Origin of the sequence: Phenylobacterium sp. SCN 70-31, from assembly GCF_001724605.1 — a bacterium.
GTDB lineage: Bacteria > Pseudomonadota > Alphaproteobacteria > Caulobacterales > Caulobacteraceae > Phenylobacterium.
Genome location: NZ_MEEX01000019.1, coordinates 102,063 through 120,415, shown reverse-complemented (window position 1 = coordinate 120,415; position 18,353 = coordinate 102,063). Strand labels below are relative to the sequence as shown.

Genomic DNA, 18,353 nt, shown 5'->3' with positions numbered 1-18,353 from the left:
GCCCAGTAGGCCTCGGCATGGAACTTGGTGGTCTCGTTCAGGTCGACGTCGACCTGGGCGAAGACGTGGTAGCGGTTCTCGACCTCGACCAGATTGTCGAAGGGAATGTAGGTGAAGTAGCAGGCTGGCGTCGTTCCGGTGAAGCCGGCGTAGCCGCCGACGGCCTCGCAGTTGGCGTCGCGCTGGACGCCCGCGACCGGCGTGCCGGCGGCGCTGAGCGGCAGGAAGGACGGCGGCTGCCCAAGCACCGACCAGCCCGAAGGGTTGGTCAGATAGGGCAGATAGGACCAGTCGCGGTCGGTCGTCTTCAACTCCGAGCGATGCTGATAGCCCGCCGAGACCAGGAAGCTGGCGTTGTCGAAGCGCTTTCCGTAGATGGCGCTGAGATTGTAGTCGCCCTTGGAGCCGTCCACGAGGCGATAGTCGCCGCTGACTTCTGCGCCGTCGAAATTGGTGCGGGTGATGAAGTTCACGACGCCGGCGATGGCGTCGGAGCCGTAGGTCGCCGCGGCGCCGTCCTTCAGGACCTCGACGCGGCCGATGGCCGAGACCGGAAGCAGGTTGGTGTCGACGCCGCCCGAGCCGGCGCCCGCCGAGGCGACCACGCGCCGGCCGTTCACCAGCACGAGGGTGCGCAGGCTGCCCAGGCTGCGGAGATTGTGGAGAACTGGTTGGTGTCGCCCAGGACCGGACCGCTGACCGGCAGGGCCTTGATCAGGTCGATGGTGCTCGGCGAGCCCCGCCGCTGAAGCTCGTCGACCCCGATCACCTCGACCGGCAGCGCCGCGTCCTCGGGCGTGCCCCGGATGAACGACCCGGTGACCACCACTTCCCCGACCTCCGTCGGAGTGCTCTGGGCCAGCGCGGCGCCCGGCATGCCGCACGCCACCATCGCGGCCAGCACGGAGCCGCCGCAGAAGAATCTGCTTTTCGTCATTACTTTCCTCCCCTCGGCAGCCTCTAGGAACGGGCCGGCCTGAGTTGGCCCATAGTGATGGCGTTTGTTGCGGCTCCGCCACACAAATCTCATTGTTCGCCCAACTAAGGTCAAAGAACGCGACTTCGTCGCAACATGCGATGACCCGACGGAACCCCGTCCGCCGCTGTGGGGCGTCGGGCTCTTTCGCTTGCGCGCGCACGTCCGTCCCTGCGCACAAGGCGCCGCTTGCGCGAATCCTGTTGCGCCCACCGCAGCGGCGCCTTCAGTCTGGCGTTCAGAAACGGGATATCGGGGACCGTCGCGGCCGAGCGCGCGTGGCGGAATGTCCAATGAGCTTCGCATCCGCGGTGCGCCAGGCTGGCGGCCGTCTGATCTTCGCGCCGACGGGTCGGGTGGATGCGACCACCGCCGATGCCTTCACCGATCAGATCGTGGCCGCCGCGCGCGAGGCGCGCGACGTCGGGGCTCTGGTGGTGGATCTCACAGGTCTCGACTTCATGGCCTCGCGCGGTCTGCGGGCGCTCACCATGGCCCAGCGCGAGGCGGGAGAGGGCGTCCCGATCCGGTTGGCGAACCCCAATGCGCAGATGCGCGAGATTCTGAAGATCAGCCGCTACGACATGCTGTTCGAGATCGTGGACGAGGCCTGACGATGCGGGTGCGCTTCTGGGGAACCCGCGGGTCGTTGCCGGTGGCCCTGACCGCCGGGTCGGTTCAGGGCAAGATCGCCGCGGCCCTCGCGGCCGCCGGCGGCCGGACGTTCGCCGACACGGCTGAGGCTGCGCGCTTCGCCGCGGAAACGCTGCCGTTCTCCACTTACGGGACCTATGGCGGCGCCACCTCCTGCGTCGAGGTCGAGGGGGCCGATGGCGCGTTCATCGTCTGCGACATGGGCTCGGGCCTGCGCGAGTTCGGGATCGACTCGTTCCGGCGGATCGCGGGCGGGCGCCCGCCCGTCTACCATTTCTTCCTGTCCCATCTGCACTGGGACCACATCATGGGCTTCCCGTTCTTCGGGCCGGCCTTCAATCCCGCCGCGACGATCGTGGTCCACTCCGGCCACCCCGACGCCGAGGCGGCCCTGCGGCGCCAGCAGGAGGAGATCTCGTTTCCGGTTCCGTTCGAGTGGCTGCGGGCGAAGTTCGAGTTCCAGGTCCACGAGCCCGGCGTCCCGTTCGACGCCGCCGGCCTGACCGTGACGCTGGCGGCCCAGCACCACAGCCACGACTCGTACGGCTATCGCTTCGAGAAGAACGGCAAGGTGGTCATCTACTCCACGGATTCCGAGCACAAGGTGGAGAACATGGACGCTGAGAAGGCGTTCGAGGCCTTCTTCGCCGACGCCGATCTCGTGATCTGCGACACCATGTATTCCCTGGGCGACACCGTCAGTCTCAAGCAGGACTGGGGCCACTCGTCCAACGTGGTGGCCGTCGACTTGTGCCAGGCGGCCGGCGCCCGGACGCTGGCCCTCTTCCACCACGAGCCGACCTACACCGACGAGGACATCCAGCGCATGCACGCCGAGACGGTGCGCTACGAAGAGCTGGTCCGCGGCGACCGTCCGCCCCTGTCGGTGATCTGCGCCTATGACGGACTCGTCGTCGAGGTCTGATCCCTTCGGCGAACTGGAGCCTCGCGCGCGCCTGCGCGTGCGGGCGGCCGGGTTGCTGGCGGCGCTCGCCGGGGCGATGCTGCTGCTGGCCGTGGGGCCGGCGCTGCGTCAGCCGCTGATCGACACCTATCAGCGGGTGTCTCCGCCCCTCGAGCCCAGCGCGCGGGTGCATGTCGTGGCCATCGACGCCGAGAGCCTGGCGGCCGTCGGGGGCTGGCCCTGGTCGCGCTACGCCCTGGCCCGTCTGACCGAACAGATCGCCGACCGGGGCGCGGTCGCCATCGGCTTCGACTTCCTGTTCGCCGAGCCCGACCGTCAGGCGCCGGGCGACTTCGTCTCGATCTTCCGCCACGAACTGTCGCCGGCCGCCGCCGGCGAGATCGCGGCTCTGCCCTCTATGGACGCGGTCTTCGGCGAGGTGATCGCGCGTCAGCCGGTCGTCCTGGCCCGCGCCGGCGTCGACGCCGATTCCTTCGATCGGGACGACGAGACCGAACGCCCGCCGCCGCTTCCGCCCGAGGCGAGCTTCTCCGGTCCGCAGCCGAAGGCGATCCCAGCCTATCCGGACGTGGTGGCCAACATCGAGGTCCTGGACAGCCGCGCCCTCGGGCACGGCCTGGCCAACGGCCCGCCCGACGCCGACGGCCTCATCCGCCGGGTGCCCCTCCTGGGCCGGGCGGCCGGGACGCTCACGCCGAGTCTGGCGCTCGATCTCGTTCGGGTGGCCGAGGACGTGTCCGAGATCCGGCTCGAAGGCGGCGCGGCGGGGCTGACCGCCATCCGAGTCGGCGAGCACGGCGTCAAGGTGGATGCGGGCGGGCGCATGGAACTGCGCTTCGCCGGCCGCCCACCGACGGCGGAGGGCCAGCCGCGGTCCGCCTACCCCACATGGTCGGCGGCGGACCTGCTGCGTCAGGGCGTGGCGGCCGACGTGTTCCGGGACTCCATCGTCCTGGTCGGCCTGACGGCGGCGGGCACTTCCGATGTGGTGACCACGCCGCGGGACGCCGAGACCTACGGCGTCTTCGTCCAGGCCCAGGCGGTCGACGCCATATTGCGCGGCGCCGCCCTGGCGCGTCCCACGTGGGCGCCGGCTCTGGAGTGGGGGCTGGGCCTCGCCCTGGCGCTACTTTCGTGGCTGATGGTCCCGCGCGCCTCGCTGGCGATGGTGCTGGCCGGGGCGGCGGTGGAGGTGACCGCGGCGTTCGGCGCCAGCTGGCTGGCCTTCCTCAACAACATGGTCATAGATCCGTATCCGATGCTGATCCCTGGCGCGGCGACGTCGGCGGTGGTGGTCACCCTGCTGTTCGTGGAAGGTCGCCGCGTCCAGGCCCGCCTGCGTCACGCCCTGGACGACGAGCGGCTGTCGGCGGCGCGCATCTCGGGCGAGCTGGCCGCGGCGAGCGAGATCCAGTCGGGGATGCTGCTGCCGCGCGGGGAACTGGATCGCATCTCGCCGGCCGTCGAGATCGACGCCGTGCTGCAACCCGCCAAGACCGTCGGAGGCGACCTCTATGACGCCTTTCCGTTCGACGATGGCCGCGTCTGCTTCCTGGTGGGCGATGTGACGGGCAAGGGCGTGCCGGCCTCGCTGTTCATGGCCCTGTCGAAGGCGCTGGCCCGCAGCCTTCTCGTCCGCCCCGCGACGCCCTTGGACGTGGCCGTGCGCGAGATCAACGCCGAGCTGGCGCGCGACAACCGTCAGGCGATGGCGGTTTCCGTGCTTGTGGGCGTGCTGCATCCCGGGGACGGGACGCTGGAGCTGTGCTGCGCGGGCCACGAGAACCCGCTGGTGGCCGATGGCCGTGGCGGCGTGCGGGAACTGGAGCTGCGCGGCGGTCCCCCGCTGTGCGCCGCGCCATGGTTCCCCTATGCGATCGAGACCCACAGGCTGGAGCCCGGCGAACTGCTGGTGGCGTTCACCGACGGCATGACCGAGGCCGAGAGCCCGGCGGGCGATCTGTTCGGCCGCGCGCGGACCCTCGAGGCCGTGGCTCGCGCCGGACAGGCCGGATCGGCGGCCGCGGCGGTCGATGCGCTGGTGGCCGTGGTGCGCGAGTTCGAAGCCGGGGGGGAGCCCAGCGACGATCTGACGGTCCTGGCCGTGCGTCGGCGCGACGTCGCCTGAACGATCTCAGGGGCCTCGACGTCGGGCTTCACGGCCGCGTTAGCGGACGATCACCTCGACGCGCCGGTTGGCCGGCTCGGCCACGCCGTCCGCGGTGGGGAGGAGCAACTCGCGCTCGCCGCGGCCACTGACCTTGGCGTTCGCCAGGGGCAGGCCCAGCCGGACGAGGGCGGCGCGGATCTCGACCGCCCGATCCAGCGACAGCCGGTCGTTGGCGTCGGATGCGCCGACCGTGTCGGTATGGCCGGTGATCTGCACGTCGGACCGCTCGTTGACGATCTCGCGCAGCGCCGCCAGCACCGGCTGCGAGCCGGGGTCCAGTTCCGTGGTCCCAAGCTTGAAGTACATCACATAGACGCGCGGCGGCGCGGGCAGCCACGCCATGAGGTCGGCGTAGCGCGAAGCGTCGGCGGGCCGCACCGACAGGGCGCCGCCGCCCAGGCGGGCCTGCGTGTTGGCCTCGGTGAGCGCGCCCAGTTCGGATTCCGTCTCGGCGTCGAGGACCGCCACGGCGCCCGTTCCGCCGCCGGCGTCCTGCAGGAGGCTGACGCTGGACGAGGCGCACCCGGCCAGCAGGCCGGCCCCGAGGGTGGCGGCGAGAACCGCCCGCGCGCTCATGGCACCTCGACCACGAAGGTCGTGCCCCGCGCCGCCAGCAGCGACGTGGGGGTGCGCACCTTCATCGCGTCCTTGTTTTCCTTGGCGATCTGCCCCGAGACGACGCCCAGGGCGCCGCGGTCGACGGTGGTGAGCGAGCGGCCCTTGTGGGTGGTGTCGTCGAACTCGAACTGGCTGATCGAGATCCGGCTGTTGGGGCCGATGGAGAAGCGGCTGTTGTCGGCGAAGGTGATGCCGATCCGGCCGTTCGGGCCCGTGACCAGGACGTCGCTGACCCGGAGCAGATAGCCCGGCGCCGCCGGCTGGGGCGCACGGTCGCGCATCACTGTCGCGGTCCCGGCGACGCTCTTGATGCGTCCGATCTCAGCGAGGGCGATGCTCGGCGTCGACAGGCCGGCGGCCATCAGCAATCCTGCAATCAGCGCTCTGCGCATCTGGAAGTCCTCCGAACCAGGCCCCGTCATAGACCAGCTTCGCCCACCCGCCGAATCTCATACCCTTGTCGCGCGAATTTCGGCCGACGAGGCGGGATTGCGTCGTGCGCTGGATCTGGCCCGCGCCTTCGCTGCGGGGGGCGCGCTGGAGGTCCAGACGGCCGACCGGCTGGCCATCGTCGTCGAGGAATGGATCGCCAATGTGGTCGAGCACGGCGCTCCGCCGCCCGGCAGCCGCATCGGTCTGCGGTTCGTGCGCAAGACGGGATGGGTCGGGCTCTCGCTGACCGATGCGGGGCGGCCGTTCGACCCGCGGGAGGCGTGTTTCGAAGGCCCCAATGTCGAGCGGGGCGGTGGCGCGGGGCTGGAGCTGATCCGCGCCTGGTGCCGCATCGCCGACTACCGTCGGCGCAAAGGACGCAATCGGCTCGTGCTTGAACTGGCGCTGGCATGAGCCGGCCGTTCGCGGCGCTTTCGGGGCGGCCGCGCCTGGCGGCGGCGCTGGCGCTGGGGGCGGCGACCGGCGGCGCCTGCGCCGCCCTGGCCCTCGGTCCGGGTCCGGGGCCCGGCCTGACGGTGTCTGTGCTGGCGGGCTGGAACACCTTCTGCTTCGCCTATCTCGGGCTGACCCTGCACGCCGTGGCGGGCCAGGGTCCGGCCGAGATCCGGACCCGTGCGGCGCAGCAGGACCAGGGCCGGCTCACCGTGCTGCTGCTGATCCTGGCCGCCTGCGTCGTCAGCCTGGCCGCCGTCGCCCTGGAGCTGTCGCAGGCGCGGCATGAAGACGGCTTGGGCCGGGCCCTGCGCATCGCCGGCGCGGCCGTGACGCTGACGGCCTCCTGGCTGACGATGCAGACCGTCTTCGCCGTCCACTACGCCCACGAATACTACACGCCGCACACCGAGACCGGAGCCGACCGCGGCGGCCTGGCCTTTCCGGGCGGCGAGGCGCCCGACTACTGGGATTTCCTGCACTTCGCCGTGGTCATCGGCGTCGCCGCCCAGACCGCGGACGTGGCCTTCACCGGCAAGGGCCTGCGCCGGCTGGGCACGGCCCACAGCCTCATCGCCTTCGTCTTCAACACCCTCATCCTGGCGCTGACGATCAACCTGCTGGCCGGGCTGCTCTGAAGCGCCCAAAGGGGCCTATCGCCGGTCGTCGCGGAGCGCGATCCCGCCGATCCAGCTGGCGAGGCCGGTGATGACCGCCGCCAGGACGCCGGGGATCAGGCCGTCGACCCGGAAGCCTTCGAGGAACCAGGCCACCAGGCCGATCATCCCGGCGTTCACTACCAGAAGGAACAGTCCCAGGGTCAGCAGGGTGAGCGGCAGCGTCAGGATCACCACCACCGGGCGCACGACCGCGTTCACGATCCCCAGCAGCAGGGCCGCCAGAACCAGCGTGCCCGTGTCGTCCATATGCACGCCCGGGACGAACCTTGATGCGACCCACAGGCCCAGGGCGGCGATCACCGCCCGGATCAGGAACTTCGCCATGCCGCCCATCCTCCTCCGACCGGCTGTCTCCCAAGCCTAGACCGCGCCGTACGCCGGGGGAAAGCCCGCCCGCGGCGCTCCGAAAAGGCTCCGTTCATGTTTCTGGGGCACCGTCCTGCGACAGGCCGTCGCATCGGGGGAGGCGCGGCCGCTGTCTGTCGGGACCGTTGAAGGGGGCGGGACGACGTGAGCGCGAGGGCGAAGAGTCTGCTGGACGAACGCCTGGACGCGGTGGCCGCCACCGCGCGCCAGATCTTCGCCGTGCGGCTCGCCGTGGGCGGCGCCGCCGCCCTGCTGACGGGTTACATCTACGGCCCTGCCATCGGCGCGGGGTGGCTCACCGCCTTCCTGTTCACCGAGACATGGACTCGGATCTCGACCCGCGCCGTCGGCTTGGGGCGGGCGATGAGCCGGCGTGCGAGGGTCGCCTACGCCGGCGCGATGCTGTCGGCCAGCGCCACATGGTGCGGATTGGCCGCGCTCTACTGGCTGGACGGCCAGGAGGCCTTCCGCCTGGCGGCGATGGCGATCCTCGCCGGGATGATGGTCCATGCGCAGGGCTTCTCGTTCCGATCCCCCGTGGCCCTGGCGGCCCTGGGGGTTCTGCCGGCGCTCATGTGGTTCGTGCTGCCCGTGGTGTTCGGCGGCTATTCGGGAGCGCCCCTGGTCACGCTCACCATCGGCCTCTTCCTTCTGCTGACCTATGTGGCGGCTTCGGCGCGGGCCAACATGCGGACCGCCGCGATCCTGGCCGACGCCCAGCGCAACGCTGAGGCGGCCAACGACGCCAAGTCGGCGTTCCTGGCGATGGTGAGCCATGAGCTGCGCACGCCCCTGAACGGCGTATTGGGCATGGCCCGGGCGCTCCAGCGGACCTCGCTCGATTCCAAGCAGCAAGGCTTCGTGGACACGATCCTGCGTTCGGGCGACGGCCTGCTGGCCATCCTCAACGACGTGCTCGACATCTCGAAGATCGAGGCCGGCCGGATGGACCTCGAGGTGGCCGCCTTCGACCTCGCGACGCTGGGCGACCAGACGGTCGAGCTCTGGGCCGAGGCGGCGGCGGCGAAGCGTCTGGGGCTGACATGCGAAGCCGCACCCGGCCTGCCGCGGCGCGTGCTGGGCGACGAGACCCGGGTGCGCCAGATTCTTCAGAATCTCGTCTCCAATGCGCTGAAGTTCACCGAGCACGGGCAGGTGCGCATCCATCTGGCCCCTGCGCCGGGGGCCGATGGGGACGGCGGCGTCCTGATCACGGTCGCGGACACGGGGATCGGGATGAGCTCCGATCAGGTGAACCAGATCTTCCGCCCCTTCGCCCAGGCCGACGCGGCGACGGCGAAGCGCTACGGCGGAACGGGCCTGGGCCTGTCCATCTGTCGCAAGCTGGCGTCCATGATGGGCGGGGAGATCACCGTCGAGAGCGCGTCGGGCGCCGGCTCGACGTTCCGCGTCTGGCTGCCGTTGCCCGAGGCCGAGGTCGAGATCGGCCCGGTGGACGCGAACGCCCAGGCGCTGCCGCCGCTGCGCATCCTCGTGGCCGACGACAACCCCATCAACCAGACCGTGGCGCGCGCGGTGCTGGAAGCGTCAGGCGCCGTGGTCGAGACGGCCGCCGACGGCGCTCAGGCGCTGGATCGCCTGCGCCTCTCGGCCTTCGATGTCGTGCTGATGGACGTCCACATGCCGACGATGGACGGGGTCGAGGCGGTGGGCCGGATCCGCGACGGCCAGGCGGGACGCTCCGATGTGCCGGTGATCGCGCTGACCGCCGACGCGATGGCCGGCGAGGAGGCGCGGCTGAAGGCGATGGGCTTCGACGCCCTTCAGCACAAGCCTGTCCAGCCGGCGGCCCTGATCGGCGCCATCAGCCTGGCGCTCGCCGGCCGAAGCGCCCGGGCGGAAGGCTCGGACGCGGCGGCGTAGAGCGCCGCGAAGCGGCCTTTTTGAACCGCGAACGAACGCGAAAAGACGCGAACGAGCGCCAGCGCGGCCTCCCACCCTCGTTCTGTTCGCGTTCGTTCGCGGTCGAAATCCAGGCTGCGCCTAGAACGCGCCAGCCGCCTCCAGGCCGGGCACCGTCTCCTTGAGGCGCCCTCCGATGCGGATGGGTTCGATGCGGCGGGCGAGGCCCGAGGTCGGATCGGTCTCCACGAAGACCCCGCAGACCGTCGCCGGGCCTTCGGCGGGTTTGTAGCGACCGCCCGAGATGCGGGTGGTGAACCGGCGCAGCGGCTCTTCCTTCTGGTTGCCGATCACGCTGTCGTAGTCGGCGCAGGCGCCGGCGTCGGTCTGATAGGCCGTGCCGCCGGGCAGGACCTGGGCGTCGGCGGTCGGGACGTGGCTGTGGGTGCCCACCACGAGGGTGGCGCGGCCGTCGCAGAAGTGGCCCATCGCCATCTTCTCGGACGTGGCTTCGGCGTGCATGTCGACCACGATCGCGTCGGCGACCGCGCCCAGGGGGCAGGCCTCCAGCTCCCTGTCGACCGCGGCGAAGGGGTCGTCCAGGGCGTCCATGAACACCCGGCCCAGCAGGTTCACCACCAGGATGCGCTTGCCGTCCGGGGTGTCGAAGAGCTGGGCGCCGCGGCCCGGCGCGGCGGCCATCGGCGGATAGTTCAGCGGTCGGATCAGTCGCGGCTCGCGTACGATGTAGGTCAGCGCTTCCTTCTGGTCCCACGAGTGGTTGCCCAGGGTGAGGCAGTCGGCGCCGGCGTCGAACAGCTCGCGCGCGGTGGCCTCGGTGATCCCGAAGCCGGCGGCGGCGTTCTCGGCGTTGACGATCACGAACTCCAGGCCCAGCCGGCGGCGCAGGGCGGGCAGGTGTTCGGCCAGGCCGTCGCGGCCCGAACGGCCGACCACATCTCCGAAGAAGGCGAAACGCATCAGGTTCCTGTAGCGACGGGGATGAAGGCCGTCTCCGTCAGAATGGCGTCGAGGCGCGCGTCGTGGGCCTCGATGGGAACTTCTGGAAGCTCCTGTCCCGCAAAGGCCACACCCACCACCAGCAGCGGCCCCCGCGCGCGGAGGTCGGCGATGGTGCGGTCGTAGAAGCCGCCGCCCTGGCCCAGCCGGCCGCCCCGCCGGTCGAAGGCCAGGACCGGGGCGAACAGGACATCGGGCCAGACGTGTCCGGCCGCCTCGGTCGGCGCGGCGATCCCCAGGGCGTCCGGGGCGAGCGGTCCCCCGGGCGCGTGCCGGCGGAAGACCAGCGGCGCGGCGCGCGCGATCACGGCGGGCAGGGCGCGCTCGCCATCGAGCCGGATCGCCGAAGGGTCGAGCTCCGAGCCCGTGGGGTGATAGAGGCCATAGGCGCCCACCGGGCGGCCCGGCCAGCCGGGCGGCAGGTTCGCCGCCGCGCGAACGCCCGCGTCCGGCGCTTCGGCGGCCAGCCGCCGGCGCAGGGCGCGCATCCGGGTTCGCAGTTCGGCCTTGGGGTCCACGGACCCGGCTATAGCGGGACGGGCCTGCAACAGGAAACGGGCCTGCAACAGGAAACCGGCCTGCAACGGGAGACGGGTGGCGGCGCCGCGAAGAGCCGTGAAGGTCAGTTCAATTCCCTCGACCTGGATAGACCAGGTGGGCGCCGTGTTGCCGAGGACCACGATCCCCGGCAGGGACAGCTCCCTATGAGTGAATTAAGGTCGCTGGAATATGTTCGCCTTCGACGAGAGCCGCAGCAGGACCCGCCGAGCGTAAGGTAGGACGCCGACGCCCCCGCCTCAAGCGCCGACGCGCGCGCCCTTGTTCGCACCGCGGGAGCGCGGGTGGGCGCGCCCTGGCGTCGCGGCGTCGCTTTCCCCTTGGGCGGCGGCCCCGCGCGGCTTACATCGGGCGTCTTGAACGCACACGCCGACATCGCCGGACAAAGCCTCGCCCGCCAGGCCAACGACATCGCCCGCGACCTCACGCGGGCCGATCCGAAGGTCTATTGGACAGACTTGGCCGTCACGGCGGCCGTCACCTGGCTCAGCTTCTGGATCGCGGCCACCTCGACGTCTGCCGGCTGGGCGTGGATCGCAGGCGCTGTCTGCGTCCTGGCGCTGTACCGCGGGATCAGCTTCATCCACGAGCTGACGCACTTGCGCCGGGACGACGTTCCGTTCTTCCACTTCGCCTGGAACGTGGCGATCGGCGTGCCGTGGCTGACGCCGTCGCTGCTGTACGAGGGCGTCCACATCCTCCACCACGCCAAGGACCGCTACGGCACAGCCCGCGACCCCGAGTATCATCCGCTCGCGCGGCGGCCTCTCTACGAACTGGCGGTGTTCCTGGGCATAGCCCTGCTGGCGCCGGTGGGGACCGTGCTGCGCTTCGCGGTGCTGGCTCCGCTGGGCTTCCTCATCCCGGCGGTGCGGCGGTTCACGATCGCCAAGGCCTCGGGCATGGTCATCAACACCCACTTCTCGCGCGAGGACTTCGACCGCGCCGGCCGCGCGCCCTGGCTGGCGCAGGAGATCGCCTGCTGGCTGTGGAGCTGGGGCCTGATCGGCCTGGCCGCGACCGGCGTGCTGCCTTGGCGGGTGCTGATCGTCGGTGTTGCGATCTTCGCGGTGATGACCTTCCTGAACCAGGTCCGCACCGCGGTGGCGCATCGTTGGGACAACGACGGAGAGGTGATGGCGCCCCTGGACCAGTTCCTGGATTCGGTGAACGTGCCGCCGCCGGCGCTGCTGCCGTTCCTGTGGGCGCCCGTGGGCCTGCGCTACCACGCCCTGCACCACCTGATGCCGCGCCTGCCTTATCACAACCTCGGCGAGGCCCACCGCCGGCTGGTCGAGGCGCTGCCGGCCAATCACGACTACCGCCGCGCCGAGGAGCGCGAGCTGTTCCCGGCCCTGGGCAAGCTGGTCGCGCGGATGCGGCGGTCCCGCCCTTAGTAGGGAGGGATTACGCCGCCGCGAGCTTCTCGATCTTGGCGGCGGCGGCTTCCAGGGCGCCGACGGCCCGGGTCTCGATGCGGGACCGGTCGGCCTGGAGACGGCCCACCTCGACCTGGAGGGCCGCCAGGCGGTTCTTCGCGTCGAGCAGTTCGTCGGCCAGCAGCAGCGCGCCCATCAGGAACAGGCGCGTGTCGCCGAGCTGGCCCATGTCCTGGCTGACCTGCCGCACCTGATGGTCGAACAGCCTGGCCAGCTCCAGCAGGTGACCCTCCTGCCCGTCTTCGCAGCCGACGGCATAGGGGCGGCCGTTCACGTCGATGTTGAGCTGGGCCATCGCTTAAGCCTCCTGGGCCTGGCCGTTGAGGTGGGTGCGGATCTCGTCGATCGCGCGGCCCAGCGCTTCGGACGCCTGAGCGCCCGCTTCCTCCAGCTCGCGTTCGCGGGCGCGGGCGGCGTCCAGTTCGGCCGCCAACATGGCGCGGTCCTGGTCGAACAGGCCGCCCGCGTCCGCGCTGGCGGCCTTCAGCCGCTGGGCCAGGCGCTGTTCCAGCACGTGCAGGGCGTTCTCCAGTCGCCTGGCCGCCACATCCAGCGCATTCTCGCCGGGGTTCATGCGATCCTCCGAAGCCGACAGGCCTTCTATACCCGTGCGGGTGAGTCTCACGAAATCTGCAGGGCCTTTTCTTGACCTTCCGGCCCCCGTCGTGCGAGGCGGCCCGCAACTTCCCGCCAGAAAGACCCGACAGACGATGCCCGCGCCGACCCAGCTCATGGCCAACGCCATCCGCGTCCTCTCGATGGACGCCGTCGAGCAGGCCAACTCCGGCCATCCGGGGATGCCGATGGGCATGGCGGACGTGGCCACGGTGCTGTGGACGAAGTTCCTGAAATATGAGGCCGCCCGGCCGGACTGGGCCGACCGCGACCGATTCGTGCTGTCGGCGGGCCACGGCTCGATGCTGCTCTACAGCCTGCTGCACCTGTCGGGTTTCAAGGCGGTGACGGCCCAGAGCCTGCGCGACTTCCGCCAGCTCGGCTCCAACACCCCGGGCCACCCCGAGTACGGCCACACCCCGGGTGTCGAGACCACCACCGGGCCGCTGGGTCAGGGCCTGGCCACCGCGGTCGGGATGGCCATGGCCGAGCGCAAGCTGGCGGCCCGCTTCGGCGCCGACCTCGTCGATCACCGCACCTGGGTGATCGCGGGCGACGGCTGCCTGATGGAAGGGATCAGTCACGAGGCGATCAGCCTGGCCGGCCGGCTTAAGCTGTCGCGCCTCACGGTGCTGTGGGACGACAACGACATCACCATCGACGGCCACGTGGGCCTGTCGGACGCCACCGACCAGATCGCCCGCTTCAAGGCCGCCGGCTGGACCACCAAGCGGATCGACGGCCACGACGAGGGCCAGATCCGCCGGGCGCTCGCCTGGGCGGTCAAGCAGGACCGGCCCAGCCTGATCGCCTGCAAGACCGTGATCGGCAAAGGCGCCCCCAACATGGGCGGCACCCACGACGTCCACGGCAAGGCCCTGGGCAAGGACGAGATCGCGGCCACCCGCAAGGCGCTGGGCTGGAGCCACGACCCGTTCGTGGTTCCGGACGAGGCGCTGAAGCCCTGGCGTTCGGCCGGCCGCCGCGGCGGCAAGGCCCGCAAGGCCTGGGAGGCGCGCCTGGCCGCCTCGCCGCACAAGGCCGAGTTCCTGCGTGCGATGGCCGGCGACCTGCCGCACGGCGCCTTCGAGCGCCTGGACGCCTTGATGGCCAAGGCGGCCGCCGAGAAGCCCGCCGCCGCCACCCGCCAGCACTCGGGCGCGGTTCTGGAGCAGATCTTCGGGGACATCCCCGAACTGCTGGGCGGCTCGGCCGACCTGACCGGCTCGAACAACACCTTCGTCAAGAACACCCAGGTCTTCGACGCCCCCGACTACGCCGGCCGCTACGTGAACTACGGCGTGCGCGAGTTCGGCATGGCCGCGGCGCTGAACGGCATGGCCCTGCACGGCGGCGTCATCCCCTACGGCGGCACCTTCCTGGTGTTCGCGGACTACGCCCGGCCGGCGATCCGGCTGGCGGCGCTGATGGGCGTCCGCGTGATCCACGTGGGCACCCACGATTCCATCGGCCTAGGCGAGGACGGCCCCACCCACCAGCCGGTGGAGCACCTGGCCAGCTTGCGCGCCATGCCCAACCTGAACGTCTTCCGCCCGGCCGACGCGGTGGAGACGGCCGAGTGCTGGAAACTGGCGCTGGACGCCCGCAAGACGCCTTCGGTCCTGGCGCTGTCGCGGCAGAAGACCGCCGGCGTGCGCGATTCGGCGGGCGAGAACCTGTCGGCCCGGGGCGCCTACCAGCTCGTCGGCGCCTCGAAGCCGGCGCAGGTGACGATCTTCGCCTCGGGCACGGAAGTGCCGGTCGCCCTGGCGGCCCGCGACCTGCTGGAAGCCGACGGCGTCGGGACGCGGGTCGTCTCGGTCCCCTGCTTCGAGCTGTTCGAGGCCCAGCCGGCGGATTATCAGGCCGCGGTCATCGGCGAGACCGAGGCGCGCGTGGCGGTGGAGGCCGGCGTGCGCCAGGGCTGGGACCGGTTCATCGGCTCGGACGGCGCCTTCGTGGGCATGACCGGTTTCGGCGCCAGCGCGCCGGACAAGGCCCTCTACGCCCACTTCGGCATCACCCCCGAAGCCATCGCGGCCGCGGCGAAGGCGAAGCTCTAGCGCTCCTCCCCGGTCGCGAAGACGACGGGGGAGGTGGATCGGCGCGGCGCGCGACGAGACGGAGGGGGGCGCAGGGCCACAGGCTCGGCGGACGGGTTTTGCGGCCCCTCCACCACTTCGTGGTCCCCCTCCCCCGAACGCTTTGGTTCGGGGGAGGAGCGGGCCCACACGACGATCTGGAGAACGAGCATGCGCCTCGGCACGCCTAACTCACCCACCGCCGTCCGCGTGATGCTCCTGGGCTCGGGCGAGCTCGGCAAGGAGGTGACGATCGAGCTCCAGCGGCTGGGTTGCGAGGTGATCGCCGTCGACCGCTACGACGGTGCGCCGGCCCAGCAGGTCGCCCATCGCAGCCACGTCGTCGCCATGACCGACGCCGGCGCGCTGCGCGCGCTGGTGGAGCGGGAGCGGCCGCACCTGATCGTGCCCGAGATCGAAGCCATCGCCACCGACGAATTGGCCCGTATCGAGGCCGACGGGCTGGCCACGGTGATCCCCACCGCCCGCGCGGCGCAGCTCACCATGAACCGCGAGGGCATACGCCGGCTGGCGGCCGAGGCGCTGGGCCTGCCCACCAGCGCCTACGCCTTCGCCGCGTCCGAAGCGGAACTGGCGACGGCGGCGGCCGAGGTCACGGGCTTTCCCTGCTTCGTGAAGCCGGTGATGAGCAGCTCGGGCAAGGGCCAGTCGTATGTCGAGCGGCCGGACCAGATCGCCGAGGCCTGGCGCTACGCCCTGGAAGGCGGACGGGTCGAGCAGCCGCGGGTGATCGTCGAGGGCCGCGTGGACTTCGACTTCGAGATCACCCAGCTCACCGTCCGCAGCCTGGCGGGCGGGGTCGTCGAGACCAGCTTCTGCGCGCCCATCGGCCATCGGCAGGTGAAAGGCGACTATGTGGAGAGCTGGCAGCCCCAGCCGATGTCGGCGGCGGCGCTCTCGAAGACCCGGGACATCGCCGCCGCCGTCACCACCGCGCTGGGCGGCCTGGGCCTGTTCGGCGTCGAGCTGTTCGTGAAGGGCGACGACGTCTGGTTCTCGGAGGTCAGCCCCCGGCCGCACGACACCGGCCTCGTCACCCTCGTCACCCAGCACCAGTCCGAGTTCGCCCTGCACGCCCGCGCCATCCTGGGCCTGCCCACCGACGCCGGGCTGCGCGAGCCGGGCGCCAGCGCCGTGATCTACGGCGGGATGGACGCCCGGGGGATCGCCTTCGAGGGCGTAGACGAGGCGTTGGCCGTTCCGGGCGCCGACCTGCGCCTGTTCGGCAAGCCCGAGAGCTTCGAGCGCCGCCGCATGGGCGTAGCCCTGGCCCGCGCCGCCGACGTGGAAGAGGCCCGCGACCGGGCGCGGGAGGCCGCGGGCAAGGTTAGGCCGGTCGCGGGGTAGAGGCTGTCCCTCCGGGCGAGGAGAGGCGGACATGCCCTGGCGAGGCGTTCGCGGCCGGTCTAGGCTCGATCCACAACCGCCTCAGGGACACCACATGCGCCGCCATCTGATCGCAACCGCCGTCGCCGTCGCCACCGTCGCAGCCGGAGGCGTGGCCGCCACCGCCCAGACCCCCGCGCCGCTGATCGAGCGGACGAAGCTGTTCGGCAATCCCAGCAAGACCGCGGGCCGCGTCAGCCCAGACGGCAAGTGGCTGTCCTGGATCGCGCCCCGCGACGGGGTGCTGAACGTGTGGGTGGCGCCGGTCTCGGATCCTGCGAAGGCGCGCGCCATGACGGCGGAGAAACAGCGGCCCGTGCGTGGTTACTACTGGGCTCCGGACTCGGGCTCGATCCTGTTCATCACCGACACCGGCGGGGACGAGAACTTCAAGGTCTACGGCGTGGACGTCGCCACCGGGACGCAGAAGGCGCTGACGCCCTTCGACAAGACGCGGGCCGAGATCATCGCGGTCAGCCGCAACGTCAAGGATCGCATCCTGATCAGCGTGAACAACCGCGACCCGCGCTGGTTCGACGTCCACAGCCTGGACCTGAAGACCGGCGCGTTGACCCTGGTGTTCAAGAACGACGCCTTCGGCGGCTTCGTCGCCGACGAGCAGCTCCGCGTCCGATACGCGCTGAAGCCCCGGGCCGACGGCGGCCAGGAGGTGTTCGCCATCGACGGCCAGACGGTGTCGGCGACGCCGGCGCACATCATCCCCGCGGAGGATGCGCTGACCACCGCGCCGGCCGGCTTCGACAACGACGGCTCCACCCTCTACTGGCTGGACAGCCGGGGCCGGAACACCGCCGCCCTGATCGCCCAGGACGTCAGGACCGGCAAGACCACCATCCTCGGCGAGGACGCCCGCGCCGACGTCCAGGGCGCCGCCGCCAACCCTATCACGGGCAAGATCGAGGCCTATTCGGTCAACTATCTGAAGACCGAGTGGCGGCCGCTGGACGCTGCCGCAAAGGCCGACCTCGACTTCCTCAAGAGTCGCCTGAAGGGCCAGGTGGCGATCACCTCGCGCAGCGACGACAACCGTCTGTGGACCGTGAACGAAGACCCGGTCACGGCGCCGGCCGCGCTCTGGCTCTACGACCGGACGGCGAAGTCGCTGACCCGGCTCTACGTGACGCGGCCCGAGCTGGAGGGCGCGCCGCTGCAGCCCATGCACCCCGTGGAGATCAAGACCCGCGACGGCCACACCCAGGTCTCGTACCTGACCCTGCCGCCGGGCGCGGACAAGGACGGCGACGGCAAGCCCGAGACGGCGGTTCCGCTCGTGCTGCTGGTCCACGGCGGTCCCTGGGGTCGCGATGTCTACGGCTACAACGGCTACCACCAGTGGCTGGCCAACCGCGGCTATGCGGTGCTCTCGCCCAACTTCCGCGCCTCGACGGGTTTCGGGAAAGCCTGGATCAACGCCGGCGACAAGGAGTGGGGCCGCAAGATGCACGACGACCTGCTCGACGCCGTCGACTGGGCGGTGAAGCACGGTGTCACCACGGCCGACAAGGTGGCCATCATGGGCGGATCGTACGGCGGCTACGCCACCCTGGCAGGGCTGGCCTTCACGCCCGACGCGTTCGCCTGCGGCGTGGACATCGTGGGGCCGTCCAACCTGACCACGCTGCTGGCCACCATCCCACCGTACTGGGAGGCGGCGAAGGCCCAGTTCAACCGCACGATCGGCGATCCCGCCACGCCCGAGGGCCAGGCCCTGCTGAAGGAGCGGTCGCCGCTGTTCAAGGCCGACCAGATCAAGAGGCCGCTGCTCATCGGCCAGGGCGCCAACGATCCGCGCGTGAAGCAGGCCGAGAGCGACCAGATCGTGGACGCCATGAAGGCCAAGGGCATTCCGGTGACCTACATCCTGTTCCCGGACGAGGGCCACGGCTTCGCCCGGCCGCAGAACAACCTGGCCTTCAACGCCGCGACCGAGCACTTCCTCGAGCGCTGCCTGGGCGGCCGGTCCGAGCCGTTCGGCGACGCCCTGAACGGCTCGTCCATCCAGGTGATCCATGGCGCCGAGTTCTCGCCCGGCCTCAAGACGGCGATGGACGGTCTCAAGGCCTCCGGCTTCTGAG

Annotated in this window: 19 protein-coding genes; 10 read left to right on the top strand and 9 right to left on the bottom strand. The window is 71.0% G+C overall.

What is annotated here, in order from left to right:
* Both ABS78_RS15050 and ABS78_RS15045 read right to left on the bottom strand, forming a co-directional pair.
* On the bottom strand, nt 1-626 hold a 626-nt coding region (locus ABS78_RS15050), incomplete at its 3' end, for a TonB-dependent receptor plug domain-containing protein (RefSeq protein ID WP_363083343.1).
* Nucleotides 617-937 (bottom strand): hypothetical protein, encoded by a 321-nt coding sequence (locus ABS78_RS15045; protein ID WP_293380876.1) that lies wholly within the window; start codon nt 935-937, stop codon nt 617-619. The genes ABS78_RS15050 and ABS78_RS15045, both read right to left, overlap by 10 nt.
* 332 nt (nt 938-1,269) lie before the next feature.
* On the opposite strand from ABS78_RS15045, the gene ABS78_RS15040 reads away from it, so the two are divergent.
* From ABS78_RS15040 to ABS78_RS15030, 3 genes are read left to right on the top strand one after another with little or no spacing between them, the layout of a single operon-like run.
* A complete protein-coding gene (locus ABS78_RS15040) occupies nt 1,270-1,590 on the top strand; it encodes an STAS domain-containing protein (RefSeq protein ID WP_293380866.1) in 321 nt (106 codons plus the stop codon).
* Between the two features lie 2 nt (nt 1,591-1,592).
* Nucleotides 1,593-2,555, top strand: coding sequence for an MBL fold metallo-hydrolase (locus ABS78_RS15035; RefSeq protein ID WP_293380863.1), 963 nt, complete (start codon nt 1,593-1,595; stop codon nt 2,553-2,555).
* Nucleotides 2,530-4,683 carry a CHASE2 domain-containing protein gene (locus tag ABS78_RS15030; RefSeq protein ID WP_293380860.1) on the top strand — a complete coding sequence of 718 codons (2,154 nt, stop codon included), beginning with the start codon at nt 2,530-2,532 and terminating at the stop codon, nt 4,681-4,683. The genes ABS78_RS15035 and ABS78_RS15030 overlap by 26 nt, the downstream gene beginning before the upstream one ends.
* A gap of 39 nt (nt 4,684-4,722) precedes the next feature.
* Here ABS78_RS15030 and ABS78_RS15025 read toward each other — a convergent pair whose 3' ends face one another.
* Nucleotides 4,723-5,301 carry an OmpA family protein gene (locus ABS78_RS15025; protein ID WP_293380857.1) on the bottom strand — a complete coding sequence of 193 codons (579 nt, stop codon included), beginning with the start codon at nt 5,299-5,301 and terminating at the stop codon, nt 4,723-4,725.
* Entirely contained in the window at nt 5,298-5,735 is a 438-nt protein-coding gene (locus ABS78_RS15020) for a FecR family protein (protein ID WP_293380854.1), read from the bottom strand. The genes ABS78_RS15025 and ABS78_RS15020 overlap by 4 nt, the downstream gene beginning before the upstream one ends.
* On the opposite strand from ABS78_RS15020, the gene ABS78_RS15015 reads away from it, so the two are divergent.
* Together ABS78_RS15015 and ABS78_RS15010 are read left to right on the top strand one after the other, a co-directional pair.
* Nucleotides 5,653-6,189, top strand: coding sequence for an ATP-binding protein (locus tag ABS78_RS15015; RefSeq protein WP_363083339.1), 537 nt, complete (start codon nt 5,653-5,655; stop codon nt 6,187-6,189). The genes ABS78_RS15020 and ABS78_RS15015 overlap by 83 nt on opposite strands.
* Nucleotides 6,186-6,866 carry a DUF1345 domain-containing protein gene (locus ABS78_RS15010; protein ID WP_293380848.1) on the top strand — a complete coding sequence of 227 codons (681 nt, stop codon included), beginning with the start codon at nt 6,186-6,188 and terminating at the stop codon, nt 6,864-6,866. Before ABS78_RS15015 ends, ABS78_RS15010 begins: the two co-directional genes overlap by 4 nt.
* Before the next feature lie 15 nt (nt 6,867-6,881).
* Here ABS78_RS15010 and ABS78_RS15005 read toward each other — a convergent pair whose 3' ends face one another.
* The gene (locus ABS78_RS15005) at nt 6,882-7,232 is read right to left on the bottom strand and encodes a phage holin family protein (protein ID WP_293380845.1); all 351 of its coding nucleotides are present in this window, start codon (nt 7,230-7,232) and stop codon (nt 6,882-6,884) included.
* A gap of 186 nt (nt 7,233-7,418) precedes the next feature.
* On the opposite strand from ABS78_RS15005, the gene ABS78_RS15000 reads away from it, so the two are divergent.
* The gene (locus ABS78_RS15000; protein WP_293380842.1) at nt 7,419-9,158 is read left to right on the top strand and encodes an ATP-binding protein; all 1,740 of its coding nucleotides are present in this window, start codon (nt 7,419-7,421) and stop codon (nt 9,156-9,158) included.
* 120 nt (nt 9,159-9,278) lie between these two features.
* Here ABS78_RS15000 and ABS78_RS14995 read toward each other — a convergent pair whose 3' ends face one another.
* Complete coding sequence (locus ABS78_RS14995; protein ID WP_293380839.1) at nt 9,279-10,118, bottom strand: TIGR00282 family metallophosphoesterase; 840 nt, start codon at nt 10,116-10,118, stop codon at nt 9,279-9,281.
* Nucleotides 10,118-10,837, bottom strand: a complete 720-nt coding sequence (locus tag ABS78_RS14990; protein WP_293380836.1) for a 5-formyltetrahydrofolate cyclo-ligase — start codon at nt 10,835-10,837, stop codon at nt 10,118-10,120. Before ABS78_RS14990 ends, ABS78_RS14995 begins: the two co-directional genes overlap by 1 nt.
* Before the next feature lie 234 nt (nt 10,838-11,071).
* On the opposite strand from ABS78_RS14990, the gene ABS78_RS14985 reads away from it, so the two are divergent.
* Nucleotides 11,072-12,112 (top strand): fatty acid desaturase, encoded by a 1,041-nt coding sequence (locus ABS78_RS14985; RefSeq protein ID WP_293380833.1) that lies wholly within the window; start codon nt 11,072-11,074, stop codon nt 12,110-12,112.
* 10 nt (nt 12,113-12,122) lie between these two features.
* Here ABS78_RS14985 and zapA read toward each other — a convergent pair whose 3' ends face one another.
* On the bottom strand, nt 12,123-12,449 hold the full coding sequence (gene zapA, locus ABS78_RS14980; RefSeq protein ID WP_293380830.1) for a cell division protein ZapA: 327 nt from the start codon (nt 12,447-12,449) through the stop codon (nt 12,123-12,125).
* 3 nt (nt 12,450-12,452) lie between these two features.
* Entirely contained in the window at nt 12,453-12,728 is a 276-nt protein-coding gene (locus ABS78_RS14975; protein ID WP_293380827.1) for a DUF4164 family protein, read from the bottom strand.
* Between the two features lie 136 nt (nt 12,729-12,864).
* On the opposite strand from ABS78_RS14975, the gene tkt reads away from it, so the two are divergent.
* The 3 genes from tkt to ABS78_RS14960 all read left to right on the top strand — a co-directional run bounded on the left by tkt (nt 12,865) and on the right by ABS78_RS14960 (nt 18,352).
* Nucleotides 12,865-14,832: a transketolase gene (gene tkt / locus ABS78_RS14970; RefSeq protein WP_293380824.1), complete on the top strand. Its 1,968-nt coding sequence runs from the start codon at nt 12,865-12,867 to the stop codon at nt 14,830-14,832.
* 189 nt (nt 14,833-15,021) lie between these two features.
* The gene (purT, locus tag ABS78_RS14965) at nt 15,022-16,218 is read left to right on the top strand and encodes a formate-dependent phosphoribosylglycinamide formyltransferase (RefSeq protein ID WP_293380821.1); all 1,197 of its coding nucleotides are present in this window, start codon (nt 15,022-15,024) and stop codon (nt 16,216-16,218) included.
* A 94-nt stretch (nt 16,219-16,312) separates the two neighbouring features.
* On the top strand, nt 16,313-18,352 hold the full coding sequence (locus ABS78_RS14960) for a S9 family peptidase (protein ID WP_293380818.1): 2,040 nt from the start codon (nt 16,313-16,315) through the stop codon (nt 18,350-18,352).
* Nucleotide 18,353: the final 1 nt, after the last annotated feature.